The sequence below is a fragment of the Rhodoferax lithotrophicus genome (assembly GCF_019973615.1).
GTDB lineage: Bacteria > Pseudomonadota > Gammaproteobacteria > Burkholderiales > Burkholderiaceae_C > Rhodoferax > Rhodoferax lithotrophicus.
Genome location: NZ_AP024238.1, coordinates 4,365,163 through 4,379,242, shown reverse-complemented (window position 1 = coordinate 4,379,242; position 14,080 = coordinate 4,365,163). Strand labels below are relative to the sequence as shown.

Annotated in this window: 7 protein-coding genes; all 7 read left to right on the top strand. The window is 52.6% G+C overall.

Annotated elements, in window-relative coordinates; translation table 11 throughout:
- The first annotated feature begins 42 nt into the window (after positions 1–42).
- On the top strand, positions 43–417 hold the full coding sequence (gene rplL / locus LDN84_RS20160; RefSeq protein ID WP_223905299.1) for a 50S ribosomal protein L7/L12: 375 nt from the start codon (positions 43–45) through the stop codon (positions 415–417).
- Positions 418–659: 242 nt separating this feature from the next.
- Positions 660–4,772, top strand: a complete 4,113-nt coding sequence (gene rpoB, locus LDN84_RS20155) for a DNA-directed RNA polymerase subunit beta (protein ID WP_223905297.1) — start codon at positions 660–662, stop codon at positions 4,770–4,772.
- Positions 4,773–4,856: 84 nt separating this feature from the next.
- On the top strand, positions 4,857–9,071 hold the full coding sequence (rpoC, locus tag LDN84_RS20150; protein WP_223905295.1) for a DNA-directed RNA polymerase subunit beta': 4,215 nt from the start codon (positions 4,857–4,859) through the stop codon (positions 9,069–9,071).
- Between the two features lie 87 nt (positions 9,072–9,158).
- Positions 9,159–10,481 carry a 16S rRNA (cytosine(967)-C(5))-methyltransferase RsmB gene (gene rsmB, locus LDN84_RS20145; RefSeq protein WP_223905293.1) on the top strand — a complete coding sequence of 441 codons (1,323 nt, stop codon included), beginning with the start codon at positions 9,159–9,161 and terminating at the stop codon, positions 10,479–10,481.
- 4 nt (positions 10,482–10,485) lie between these two features.
- Complete coding sequence (locus LDN84_RS20140; protein WP_223905291.1) at positions 10,486–11,073, top strand: DUF4390 domain-containing protein; 588 nt, start codon at positions 10,486–10,488, stop codon at positions 11,071–11,073.
- Positions 11,070–13,358, top strand: a complete 2,289-nt coding sequence (locus LDN84_RS20135; protein ID WP_223905289.1) for a sensor histidine kinase — start codon at positions 11,070–11,072, stop codon at positions 13,356–13,358. The genes LDN84_RS20140 and LDN84_RS20135 overlap by 4 nt, the downstream gene beginning before the upstream one ends.
- 40 nt (positions 13,359–13,398) lie before the next feature.
- On the top strand, positions 13,399–14,067 hold the full coding sequence (locus LDN84_RS20130) for a response regulator (RefSeq protein WP_223905287.1): 669 nt from the start codon (positions 13,399–13,401) through the stop codon (positions 14,065–14,067).
- The last annotated feature ends 13 nt before the right edge of the window (positions 14,068–14,080 follow it).

Genomic DNA, 14,080 nt, shown 5'->3' with positions numbered 1-14,080 from the left:
ACGCTTGCAGCAAGACATAACCAAAATTGTTAGGAAATCAAAATGGCATTCGATAAAGACGCATTTTTGACCGCGCTCGACAGCATGACGGTCATGGAACTCAACGACTTGGTGAAAGCCATCGAAGAGAAATTTGGTGTGAGCGCAGCTGCTATGGCTGCTCCTGCAGCTGGCGGTGGTGCAGCTGCAGCGGTGGCAGAAGAGAAGACCGAGTTCAATGTCGTTCTGCTTGATGCTGGCGCACAAAAAGTGTCCGTCATTAAGGCTGTTCGCGAAATCACCGGTCTGGGCTTGAAAGAAGCTAAAGATATGGTCGATGGCGCACCGAAGAACGTCAAAGAAGGCGTGTCCAAAGCGGATGCTGAGGCCGCTTTGAAGAAACTGGTTGATGCCGGTGCTAAGGCTGAACTCAAGTAATTGAGTTTATTCGTGGGCTGGAGTGCTGTCACAGGCCTCCAGCCTTTGCTGTTTCTTGAGAGCACACTGAAAAATTGTTATGTCAACTGTTTTTCAGTGTCTTCTAACCCCGACAGAAGAAGATGCCTTGGTTCGGGCTGCATGCAATGTGCAGCTGTCCGCCAATGATTGGTAGAGGCCAATCACCAAGATTTAAAGTCGTCCAGGACTTCAACAAGTTCCCCTAGTTGCCCGGAGATCTCATGGCTTACACATACACCGAACGCAAGCGGATTCGTAAAAATTTTGGTACGCGCGACAGCGTGCTGGAGATTCCCTACCTGTTGCAAATGCAAAAAGATGCTTACACGGCTTTTCTTCAGGCAGAAGTGTCACCCAAGAAGCGAACCGACGAAGGTCTGCAAGCGGCTTTTGATGCGGCTTTTCCGATTGTTTCGCACAATGGCTTTGTGGAGATGAAGTATCTTGAGTACAACTTGGCCAAACCTGCATTTGATGTGCGTGAGTGTCAGACCCGTGGGTTAACGTTTGCTTCGGCTGTTCGCGCCAAAGTGCAATTGATCATTTATGACCGTGAGTCTTCCACGACCCAAAACAAAGTTGTCAAAGAGGTTAAGGAGCAAGAGGTCTACATGGGCGAAGTTCCCTTGATGACTGAAAAAGGCTCTTTCGTTATCAACGGGACCGAGCGTGTAATCGTGTCCCAGTTACATCGTTCACCCGGTGTATTTTTTGAACACGACAAGGGAAAGACACACAGCTCTGGAAAGCTGCTGTTTTCAGCTCGCATCATTCCTTATCGTGGTTCTTGGCTTGATTTTGAGTTTGATCCGAAGGATATTTTGTATTTTCGGGTTGACCGTCGCCGCAAGATGCCTGTGACGATTTTGCTCAAGGCCATTGGCTTGAACAACGAATCGATTTTGGCCAACTTCTTTGTAAACGACAACTTCCGTTTGATGGACAGTGGTGCACAGATGGAGTTTGTGGCGGAACGCCTGCGTGGTGAGGTTGCGCGTTTTGACATTACCGACAAGAGCGGTAAGGTTGTTGTTGTCAAAGAAAAACGTGTCACGGCCCGTCACACTCGTGAATTGGAGCAGTCTGGCACCACGCACATTTCTGTACCCGAAGACTTTTTGATTGGCCGTATCGTTGCACGCAATGTTGTTGATGGGGATACGGGCGAAATTTTGGCTAAAGCCAATGAAGAACTGACGGAAGCTTTACTCAAGAAACTGCGCTCATCAGGTGTCCAAGACCTGGCGTGTATCTACACCAATGAGCTGGACCAAGGGGCCTATATTTCGCAAACACTTCGCACGGATGAAACCGTCGATGAATTTGCCGCACGTGTCGCCATTTACCGCATGATGCGCCCAGGTGAGCCGCCCACAGAAGATGCGGTGCAAGCGCTGTTCCAACGTTTGTTCTATAACCCTGACACCTACGATCTGTCGCGCGTCGGCCGCATGAAGTTCAACGCCAAGATGGGCCGCCCGGAGTCCACCGGCCCGATGGTGCTCACCAACGAAGATATTTTGGCGGTGGTCAAGATTTTGGTTGATTTGCGTAATGGCCATGGTCAAGTAGATGATATTGATCACTTGGGTAACCGCCGCGTACGTTGTGTGGGTGAATTGGCAGAAAACCAATACCGCATGGGCTTGGCGCGCATTGAAAAAGCCGTGAAGGAGCGTCTGGGTCAGGCTGAGCAAGAACCCTTGATGCCGCATGACTTGATCAACAGCAAGCCGATTTCGGCCGCATTGAAGGAATTCTTTGGTGCATCGCAGTTGTCTCAGTTCATGGATCAGACCAATCCGCTGTCTGAAATCACGCACAAACGTCGTGTTTCTGCCCTCGGCCCAGGCGGCTTGACACGTGAGCGTGCGGGTTTTGAGGTGCGTGACGTGCACGTGACCCATTACGGTCGTGTTTGCCCGATTGAAACGCCCGAAGGTCCGAACATTGGTTTGATCAACTCCTTGGCACTGTACGCTCGATTGAACGAATACGGTTTTATTGAAACCCCTTACCGTCGCGTGATCGATGGCAAGGTCACCATGGAAATCGACTATCTGTCGGCCATTGAAGAAGGTAAATACGTGATCGCCCAGGCCAATGCGGCTTTGGACAAAGACGGCCAATTGACCGGTGAGCTGATTTCAGCACGTGAAGCGGGTGAAACCGTGATGGTCACGGCAGACCGCATTCAATACATGGATGTGTCGCCCGCACAGATCGTTTCCGTGGCCGCTTCACTGGTCCCCTTCCTGGAGCACGACGATGCCAACCGCGCGTTGATGGGCGCGAACATGTCTCGCCAAGCGGTGCCCGTGTTGCGTCCTGAAAAACCCATGGTGGGCACAGGGATTGAGCGAGTTGCCGCCGTTGACTCCGGCACCGTGGTGGTTGCCACCCGTGGCGGTGTGGTGGACTATGTCGATGCCAGCCGTGTGGTGATTCGCGTCAATGACAGCGAGGCACAGGCCGGTGAGGTGGGTGTGGACATCTACAACCTGATCAAATACCAGCGTTCCAACCAGAATACCAATATTCATCAGCGCCCGGTGGTCAAAAAAGGAGATCACTTGGCCAAAGGTGATGTGATCGCTGACGGTGCGTCGACCGATCTGGGTGAATTGGCGTTGGGCCAAAACATGTTGATCGGCTTCATGACCTGGAATGGTTACAACTTCGAAGACTCGATTTTGATCAGCGAACGGGTGGTGGCCGAAGACCGCTACACCTCGATTCATATCGAAGAACTGGTGGTGATGGCGCGTGACACCAAACTCGGTGCCGAAGAAATCACACGGGATATTCCCAACCTGAGCGAGCAACAACTCAATCGTCTGGACGAGTCCGGCATCATCTATGTGGGTGCTGAAGTTCAACCTGGTGACACCTTGGTGGGCAAAGTGACACCCAAAGGTGAAACCACACTGACACCCGAAGAAAAGCTGCTGCGCGCCATCTTTGGTGAGAAGGCCAGTGATGTCAAGGACACTTCGCTGCGCGTTGACCAAGGCTCACAAGGCACGGTGATTGATGTGCAAGTGTTTACCCGTGAAGGCATTCAGCGTGACCGTCGCGCCCAGCAGATCATTGATGATGAGCTCAAGCGCTTCCGTCTCGACCTGAATGACCAGCTTCGCATTGTGGAAGCCGATGCATTTGACCGGATTGAGAAGCTGCTGATGGGGCGTGTCGCCAACGGGGGTCCACAAAAATTGGCCAAAGGCAGCAAAATTGACAAGGCGTATCTGACTGCCGTTGACAAGTTCCACTGGTTCGATGTTCGACCTGCTGAGGATGATGTTTCTGCACAGCTGGAAAGCATCAAGAATTCGCTGGAGCAAACTCGGCACAGTTTTGATTTGGCATTTGAAGAAAAACGCAAGAAGCTTACCCAAGGTGATGATCTTCCTGCTGGCGTGCTGAAAATGGTCAAGGTCTATGTGGCTGTGAAACGCCATTTGCAGCCAGGCGACAAGATGGCGGGCCGTCACGGTAACAAAGGCGTGGTCTCCAAGATTGTGCCGATGGAAGACATGCCACACATGGCTGATGGCACACCTTGTGACATCGTGCTGAACCCGCTGGGCGTGCCGTCGCGGATGAACGTCGGGCAGGTGCTTGAGGTTCACTTGGGCTGGGCTGGTAAAGGTATTGGCCAGCGTATTGGTGACATGCTCCAGCATGAAAGCCGGGTGGCTGAGTTGCGCACCTTCCTGGATAAGGTGTACAACGCCACAGGGCGCAAGGAAGACTTGTCACAGCTCAGTGATGACCAGTTGCTCGAGATGTCGCGCAACCTCACTACCGGCATGCCGTTTGCCACACCGGTGTTTGACGGCGCCTCCGAAGATGAAATCCGTGCCATGCTGAAATTGGCTTATCCAGATGAGCTCGCTGCCGCAAAAGGCTTGACCCCCACACGTACGCAGGCGTATTTGTACGACGGCCGCACCGGTGATCGCTTCGAGCGCCCTGTCACTGTCGGCTACATGCATTACCTGAAACTCCACCACTTGGTGGACGACAAGATGCACGCCCGCTCCACGGGCCCCTACAGCCTGGTGACACAACAACCGCTGGGTGGTAAAGCCCAGTTTGGTGGTCAGCGTTTTGGTGAAATGGAAGTTTGGGCTCTGGAGGCTTATGGTGCGTCCTACACCTTGCAGGAAATGCTCACAGTCAAATCTGACGACGTTCAAGGCCGTACCAAGGTGTACGAAAGTATCGTCAAGGGTGAGCATTCCATTGAAGCGGGTATGCCGGAGTCGTTCAACGTGCTGGTCAAGGAAATCCGTTCTTTGGGCCTGGATATCGAGCTGGAACGCTCGTAATTGCTTGAAAGAGCTTTGCTGGACAAACCTATCACCGCAAGGTGATGAGGTTCTGTCCTCAACTAAACAAAAGGATTAACAGTCATGAAATCATTACTCGACCTGTTCAAGCAATTTACGCCTGATGAGCATTTTGATGCCATCACGATTGGCATGGCCTCGCCCGAAAAAATTCGGTCATGGTCTTTTGGCGAAGTGAAAAAACCTGAAACCATCAACTACCGTACCTTCAAGCCTGAGCGTGACGGTTTGTTTTGCGCCAAGATTTTTGGCCCGATCAAAGACTATGAGTGTTTGTGCGGCAAGTACAAGCGCTTGAAACATCGCGGTGTCATTTGCGAAAAATGCGGTGTTGAAGTGACCCAAACCAAGGTGCGTCGTGAACGCATGGGCCACATCGATCTGGCCGCACCTTGCGCCCATATCTGGTTCCTGAAGTCCCTGCCCAGCCGTTTGGGCTTGGTGCTGGACATGACCCTGCGTGATATCGAGCGCGTGTTGTATTTTGAAGCTTATGTGGTGACCGATCCCGGCATGACCCCGCTGAAAAAATACAGCATCATGTCTGAAGACGATTTTGATGCCAAGTTCAAAGAGTATGGCGACGAATTCCAGGCCAAGATGGGCGCAGAAGGTGTCAAGGAATTGTTGCAAAACCTGGACATTGACAGCGAGATCGAAAAGCTGCGCAATGACCCCAGCGGCTCCGAGCTGAAGATCAAGAAAAACACCAAGCGCCTCAAATTGCTTGAAGCGTTCAAAAAATCCGGTATCAAACCCGAGTGGATGGTGCTGGACGTGTTGCCGGTGTTGCCGCCCGATCTGCGCCCCTTGGTGCCGCTGGACGGTGGCCGTTTTGCGACCTCTGACCTGAATGATTTGTACCGCCGCGTGATCAACCGCAACAGCCGTCTGCGCCGTTTGCTGGAACTCAAGGCCCCAGAAATCATTGCGCGCAATGAAAAGCGCATGTTGCAGGAGGCCGTGGACAGCTTGCTGGACAATGGTCGCCGTGGCAAAGCCATGACCGGAGCCAACAAGCGTGCGCTCAAGTCTCTGGCTGACATGATCAAAGGCAAGGGTGGCCGTTTCCGTCAAAACTTGCTGGGTAAACGCGTCGACTACTCTGGTCGTTCGGTGATTGTGGTGGGCCCAACGCTCAAATTGCATCAGTGTGGTCTGCCCAAACTGATGGCTCTGGAGTTGTTTAAGCCTTTCATCTTCGCCCGCCTGGAAGCCATGGGCATTGCCACTACCATCAAGGCCGCCAAGAAGGAAGTCGAATCCGGCACACCGGTGGTCTGGGACATTCTGGAAGAGGTGATTCGCGAACATCCGGTCATGCTCAACCGTGCGCCAACCTTGCACCGCTTGGGTATCCAGGCGTTTGAGCCGATCCTGATTGAAGGTAAAGCCATTCAACTGCATCCACTGGTTTGTGCAGCGTTCAATGCCGACTTTGACGGTGACCAGATGGCGGTTCACGTGCCCTTGTCGGTTGAAGCGCAAATGGAAGCCCGCACCTTGATGCTGGCCTCCAACAATGTGCTGTTCCCCTCCAATGGCGAACCGTCCATCGTGCCGTCGCAAGACGTGGTGCTGGGCTTGTACTACACCACCCGCGAAAAGATCAATGGCAAAGGTGAAGGCCTGATTTTCTCGGACGTGGGTGAAGTTCAGCGCGCCTTTGACGCCGGTGCTGTCGAGATGCACAGCCGCATCAATGTGCGCCTGACCGAGTACACCAAAAACAAGGCCACGGGCGAGCTGGTGCCATCGACCAAGCTGTGGGAAACCACCGCCGGTCGTGCCTTGTTGTCTGAAATCTTGCCCAAGGGCTTGCCTTTTGCCAACATCAACAAAGCCTTGAAGAAGAAAGAAATCTCCAAGCTGATCAACGTGTCTTTCCGCAAGTGCGGGCTCAAAGAGACCGTGGTGTTTGCGGACAAGTTGTTGCAATACGGCTTCCGTTTGGCGACCCGTGCCGGTATCTCGATCTCCATTGAAGACATGTTGGTGCCGACCGAGAAACCTGGCATCATTGACCACGCCGAAAAAGAGGTCAAGGAAATTGCCCAACAGTACACCTCGGGTTTGGTGACCGCTGGTGAGCGTTACAACAAGGTGGTGGACATCTGGGGTAAAGCGGGTGATGAAGTGTCCAAGGTGATGATGGGCCAACTGTCCAAAGAAACCGTGACGGATCGCCATGGCAACCAGGTGCCGCAAGAGTCGTTCAACTCCATCTACATGATGGCGGACTCCGGTGCCCGTGGTTCTGCTGCGCAGATTCGTCAGGTGGCAGGTATGCGCGGTCTGATGGCCAAGCCCGATGGCTCGATCATTGAAACCCCCATTACCGCCAACTTCCGTGAAGGTCTGAACGTGTTGGAGTACTTCATCTCCACCCACGGTGCTCGAAAGGGTTTGGCGGACACGGCCTTGAAAACGGCCAATTCCGGTTATCTGACCCGTCGTCTGGTAGATGTGACGCAAGACTTGGTGGTGACGGAGCAGGACTGCGGTACGCATAACGGGTATTTGATGCGCGCCATTGTTGAAGGTGGTGAAACCATTGAGTCCTTGCGTGACCGTATTCTGGGTCGTACCGCAGCCGATGACATCCTCCATCCTGAAAATCAATCCGTCCTGGCCCCTGCGGGTGCCATGCTGGATGAGGATTTGATTGACGAATTGGAAGTCGCCGGTGTGGATGAGGTCAAGGTACGCACAGCATTGACGTGTGAAACCCGTTTTGGAATATGTGCTAGATGTTATGGTCGTGACCTGGGTCGCGGTGGCTTGGTGAATGGTGGCGAGGCTGTGGGTGTGATTGCTGCCCAGTCGATTGGTGAGCCAGGTACCCAGTTGACCATGCGTACCTTCCACATCGGTGGTGCGGCTTCACGTGCGGCCATTGCCTCCAGTGTGGAAGCCAAGTCCAACGGTGCGATTGGCTTCAACGCCACGATGCGCTATGTGACCAATGGCAAGGGCGAATTGGTGGTGATCTCTCGCTCAGGCGAAGTGGTTATTCATGATGAACACGGCCGTGAACGTGAGCGTCATAAAGTGCCTTACGGTGCGGTGTTGACGGTCAAGGCCGATCAAACCATCAAGGCCGGCACGATTTTGGCCAACTGGGATCCACTGACCCGCCCCATCATTACCGAATACGCTGGTCGGGCGTTGTTCGAGAATGTTGTGGAAGGTCTGACCGTGGCCAAGCAGGTCGATGAAGTGACCGGTTTGTCGACACTGGTGGTGATTGACCCGAAACACCGTGGTTCTGCCAAGGTGGTGCGTCCTTTGGTCAAGTTGATCGACGCTTCAGGCAATGAAGTCAAGATTCCGGGCACGGATCACTCTGTGACCATTGGCTTCCCGATTGGTGCCTTGGTTCAAGTGCGTGATGGCATGGATGTGGGCCCTGGTGAAGTGCTGGCGCGTATTCCGGTCGAAGGTCAAAAAACCCGGGACATTACCGGTGGTTTGCCGCGCGTGGCCGAGTTGTTTGAAGCGCGCTCGCCCAAAGACAAGGGTGTGTTGGCCGAGATGACAGGCACGATCTCCTTTGGCAAGGAAACCAAAGGCAAGATTCGCTTGCAGATCACCGATCCAGAAGGCAAAGTCTGGGAAGAACTTGTACCCAAGGAAAAGAACATCCTGGTGCACGAAGGCCAGATCGTCAACAAAGGCGAGGTGGTGGTGGACGGCCCGGCTGATCCACAAGACATCTTGCGTTTGCTGGGTGCGGAAGAGTTGGCCCGTTACATCGTCGACGAAGTGCAGGACGTTTACCGCTTGCAAGGCGTGAAGATCAATGACAAGCACATTGAAGTGATCGTGCGCCAGATGTTGCGTCGCGTGGTGGTGGAAGCTGCTGGTGACTCCACCTACATCAATGGTGAGCAAGTGGAGCGCTCAGAAATGCTCAACACTAATGATGCCTTGCGTGCCGAAGGCAAAATCCCTGCGACCTACACCAATTTGTTGCTGGGTATTACCAAAGCATCGTTGTCCACTGACAGTTTCATCAGCGCGGCTTCCTTCCAGGAAACCACTCGGGTGTTGACCGAAGCGGCCATTATGGGCAAACGCGACAGCCTGCGTGGTTTGAAAGAAAACGTGATCGTGGGCCGTTTGATCCCGGCTGGCACAGGTATGGCTTACCATGAAGCTCGCAAGATTCGCGAAAACATGGATGATGCTGAACGCCGTGCTATTTCAGAAGCAGAAGCTGCTGAATTGGCGGGTGAAAACGAAGCAGAACAAAGCGAGGATGCCTCTGCCGAGTGATTTTGATTGATTCAAAATAAATAGCGCCTCACGCTCTTTCTATAAGGGCTTGAGGCGTTTTTTTATATCTAAATTCATAAAATCAGTATGACTCAAGGTTTAGCACCACCCCTTTGGCGGCAATTGCAGGCAACTGCTCATGTTATTCAGGCGATTCGTCATGGACAGTCTGGCACAGCTGCGCTGGAGTTAGTGGAGAACTCGTTGCGCCCCGGGGTTCAGTCTTTGAGTTTTGCTGTGTTGCGTTCACTCGGGCGGGCGCAGGCTTTGCGTCAGTTACTGGCACCTCGTACACCGCCAGCCGCTGCAGATGCGTTGTTGTGTACCGCTCTGGCATTGTTGTCGATGCCTGAAGAAGCTCCATATGACACGTTTACGCTGGTCAACCAAACGGTAGAGGCTGCCAAGAAAACATTGGCCATCAAGCCTCAGGCTGGATTCATCAATGCTTGCTTGCGCAGGTATTTACGTGACCGCGAGGTTCTGATTGCGCACATTGAGGGTGATCTCATTGCCCGGTTCAATCATGCGCCATGGTGGATCAAGAAACTGCAAACTGATTGGCCGGATGAATGGCAGCTCATTATGAACGCCAATAACCATCAAGGCCCGTTGACCCTGCGCGTGAATACACGGCGCATTAGCCGTGCTGCGTACCTTGAGCAACTTCAGGCAACAGGTCTGGATGCCATGCCTGTAGGCATAAGTGGGTTGCAGCTGACAATACCTGTGGCTGTTCAGCAGCTGCCAGGTTTCGCGCAAGGCTGGGTTTCTGTCCAAGATGCTGCTGCTCAATGGGCTGCACCGTTGTTGTTGTCGGGGTTGCCTGAAACACGTAATCTACGCGTGCTGGATGCCTGTGCCGCTCCAGGTGGCAAGACCGCGCATTTGCTTGAAATGTCAGATCTGGCCATGACCGCGCTGGACATTGATCCTGAGCGTGGTAAACGTATTCATCAAAATTTGGCCCGACTAGGCTTGTCGGCTGAAGTGCTGGCTTTTGATGCGGCCGATGTGAACAAATGGTGGGATGGTGTACCTTTTGATGCAGTGCTGCTGGATGCCCCTTGCTCGGCCTCCGGAATTGTGCGGCGTCATCCCGATATTCGGTGGTTACGTCGCCCGACCGACATTGCGCAACTTGTTGCCATTCAGGCTCGCTTGTTGGTTGCGCTTTGGGATGTGCTGGCTCCGGGGGGGCGTTTGTTGTATTGCACTTGTTCGGTATTTAAGGACGAAGGCGAGTCACAAATCAAGGCATTTCTTGCAGGGAACAAACACGCCAAATTGTTACCTTCTCCTGCTCATTTGTTGCCGGGGTTGGTGATCCAAATGCCAGCATTGCAGGACAATCCGCTCGGTGATCATGATGGTTTTTACTACGCATTGCTCGAAAAGTCGGTGGCCTAGCTGGTTGGCTTGGCTGCTGGCTGTGCTGTTGTGCGTGACCGCAGCCTGCACGGTACGCGCAGAGGGCTCATCTTCTCCCGTGCCAGATATCAAGCTGGAGCGTAATGATGAGGGGGTGTGGCTGTCTACAACGCTTAAGTTCGAATTGCCAGGGGTAGTTGAAGATGCCTTGCTTAAAGGCATTCCTGTCCATTTTGTTGCCGATGTGGATGTGTTTCGAGATCGTTGGTATTGGTTCAATCGCAAGGTCAGCAGTGTTCAGCGTCGTTTTCGGTTGGCTTACCATCCTTTGACACGGCGATGGCGACTCAATGTCACTGAGGGGGAGGCGAGTGATTCAGAGCAGGGATTAACACTGAATCAGAACTTTGAAAATCTGCAAGATGCGATGAATGCGGCTCAGCGGTTTTCTCACTGGCGTATTGTCGATGCGAGCCATCTTGAAGCAGGTGCTAAACACTGGGTGGAGTTCCGTTTCAGGCTGGATGTTGCGCAATTACCAAGGCCGTTACAGATCGGTACTTTGGGGCAGTCTGACTGGCAAATTTCCATGACCGCAGGCAAGGTGCTGCCATTGGAGTCGGCTCAATGAGTGAAACACCAAGCACCAAGTCGGAAGTGGTGACCAGCTCTAGTGCTTTGCGCTGGATTGTGGGTTTGGGTTTGACGGTCATGGTGGCTATTGGTCTGATTTTGTTGTTCTTGTTGACACAAGCGACGACCAATCGTGATCTGTACGAGCGCAATTACACCCAGCTGTTTGTGATTAATGTGGTGGTAGCCTCTGCTCTCCTGCTGGTGATCGTATGGGTGGCCGTTCGATTAGTGTTGCGCTTAAAGCATAAAAAATTTGGCAGCCGTTTGCTTGTCAAACTAGCTGCAGTTTTTGCCTTGGCGGGTTTTGCACCTGGGGTATTGATTTATGTGGTGTCTTACCAATTTGTGACACGGTCGATTGAAAGTTGGTTTGATGTCAAGGTTGAAGGTGCACTTGAAGCTGGATTGAACTTGGGTCGCACCACGTTGGAGGCTCTTTCTTCTGACCTGGCAGCCAAGGCGCGTGCGGCAGCTGCCCAATTGGCTGATACGCCGGATGTCAGTGTGGCCTTGTCGTTGGAACGTGCCCGTGATGCGATGACATCCGAGGACCTGATGTTATGGAGTGCTTCAGGGCGATTAATTGCTTCAGCGGGTAGGTCGCGGTATCAATTGAATGCAGATTTACCTGTTCAATCCCAATTTCGTGCTGCACGAAACCAACGGGTTGTGACCTGGATTGAAGGTTTGGATGAAGGTGTGACGGGAGCAGAGGTCAATGCCCAGATTAAAGCACTGGTACAGGTCAATAGCAGTAGATTGGGTGCACTTGGTGAGTCACGCTACCTGTTAGCCATTAAGGTGCTCCCGCCGTCTTTGGTGCGCGATGCTATGGCGGTGACACAAGCCAATCGCGAATATCAGGAGCGTGCGTTAGCACGTGATGGTTTACGGCGCATGTACATTGGTACCCTGACCTTGAGTTTGTTCATGGCCGTGTTCGGTGGGGTTTTGTTGGCGGTCTTGCTTGGAAATCAAATTGCCAGGCCCTTGTTGTTGCTGGCAGATGGTGTGCGTCAAGTGGCTGCAGGTGATTTGACTCCCAAGGCATCGTTGCATGGCAAAGATGAATTGGATGGCTTGACGCGCTCTTTTGCAGACATGACACAACAACTCTCCGAGGCCCGGCATGCCGTACAGTCCAGCATGCAAGAAGTGAATGCTGCACGTGCCAATCTTCAAACCATTCTGGATAACCTGACTGCCGGCGTGATGGTATTTGATGCCAATGGAGGCATTGTTTCTGCAAATCCCGGCGCAACACGAATTTTGCGAACCCCACTTGCTGCTTATGAAGGTAAATTGCTGGCAGAGATAGACGGGCTGGGAAAATTTGGCTGCAGTGTTCAACAACAGTTTGAAGTTTTCCAGGCGCAAACTCCAGAACGCAGCTTGGATCATTGGCAGCAATCTTTTGAGCTTGGAGGTTCTGGTGCCGCTCAAATCGGTCGCCCGGCTAACGACACCATTACCCTGATCGCTCGTGGTGCAGATTTGCCGGGTAACCAGCGCCTGTTGGTGTTTGATGATATTTCTGAAATTGTTTCGGCGCAGCGTTCCCAAGCTTGGGGTGAGGTGGCTCGTCGGTTGGCGCATGAGATTAAAAATCCGTTGACTCCCATCCAGCTTTCGGCAGAGCGTCTGGAGATGAAGCTCTCAGGTAAGGTGCCCGCAGCCGAACAAGCACTACTAACCAAATCAGTCAAAACTATTGTCGACCAGGTTGATGCCATGAAGAGACTGGTCAATGAGTTCAGGGATTATGCCCGCCTGCCTGCGGCTGATTTGAAGCCGGTTGACTTGAATGCGTTGGTGCGTGATGTGTTGAACCTCTACCACAATGAGGGCACGCAGGTCGGCATACTGGCGGAGCTTGATCCATCCTGTCGCCCTATTTTGGGAGACGCACAACAGCTACGCCAAGTGCTGCACAACTTGTTACAAAACGCACAAGATGCGACGGTGAGTGCCGGACATGTGGGTGATGCCGATGCGGTGGTGTTGAAAACCCAGTGGCTGACCACTTCACAACGTGTGAGGTTGAGTGTGCTTGATTGTGGGACAGGCTTTCCAGATCACATTCTGAAACGCGCTTTTGAACCTTATGTCACGACAAAAGACAAAGGCACCGGCCTTGGCCTTGCTGTGGTCAAAAAAATTGCAGATGAGCATGGCACCAGGGTTGAGATTACCAATAGGCAAAAGAATGGGAAAACCTTTGGCGCACAAGTATCGTTATCATTCGCCACAGAACAAAGTGTGAACGCACTACACAGTTAGTACGGTATAGCACAGCAATTTTCAAGGACTATGCGACAACATGGCAAACATATTGGTGGTGGATGATGAACTTGGCATTCGCGATCTGCTATGTGAAATCCTGAACGATGAAGGTCACACAGTGGAAGTGGCAGAGAATGCTGCCCAGGCACGTGCAGCTCGTCTGCGTGAGCGCCCCGACTTGGTTTTGCTTGATATATGGATGCCTGATACTGACGGCGTGACTTTGCTCAAAGAATGGTCTGCGGCAGGTGTGCTGACCATGCCAGTAATCATGATGAGTGGTCATGCAACTATCGACACTGCAGTAGAAGCTACGCGCATAGGTGCGTTGGCATTCCTTGAGAAACCAATCACGATGCAAAAGTTGCTTAAGGCGGTTGAGCAAGGTTTGGCGCGTGGTTCACTGCGCAAGCTTATTACCCCGGCATCAAGTGTGGTGTCGAATGCCAGTCTAGTGTTAGACACATCGTCAACGGTCTCAAATCAATCCGCGGCGGATTTCTTTCCGCAGGTTACGCAAAGTTTCATGCTTGATAAGCCTTTAAGGGAGGGGCGCGACGAGTATGAAAAAGCTTATTTCGAATTTCATCTCGCGAAAGAAAATGGTTCTATGACGCGTGTGGCTGAAAAGACTGGGTTGGAGCGAACCCATCTTTATCGCAAGCTCAAGCAGCTAGGCGTAGATTTATCGAAAAAACGAAGCTAAAAAGCAAGGACTT

What these genes read in the sequence shown, in the direction of transcription:
- rplL (WP_223905299.1), top strand. Translation starts at nt 43, where the DNA reads ATGGCATTCGATAAAGACGCATTTTTGACCGCGCTCGACAGCATGACG.
- rpoB (WP_223905297.1), top strand. Translation starts at nt 660, where the DNA reads ATGGCTTACACATACACCGAACGCAAGCGGATTCGTAAAAATTTTGGT.
- rpoC (WP_223905295.1), top strand. Translation starts at nt 4,857, where the DNA reads ATGAAATCATTACTCGACCTGTTCAAGCAATTTACGCCTGATGAGCAT.
- rsmB (WP_223905293.1), top strand. Translation starts at nt 9,159, where the DNA reads ATGACTCAAGGTTTAGCACCACCCCTTTGGCGGCAATTGCAGGCAACT.
- LDN84_RS20135 (WP_223905289.1), top strand. Translation starts at nt 11,070, where the DNA reads ATGAGTGAAACACCAAGCACCAAGTCGGAAGTGGTGACCAGCTCTAGT.
- LDN84_RS20130 (WP_223905287.1), top strand. Translation starts at nt 13,399, where the DNA reads ATGGCAAACATATTGGTGGTGGATGATGAACTTGGCATTCGCGATCTG.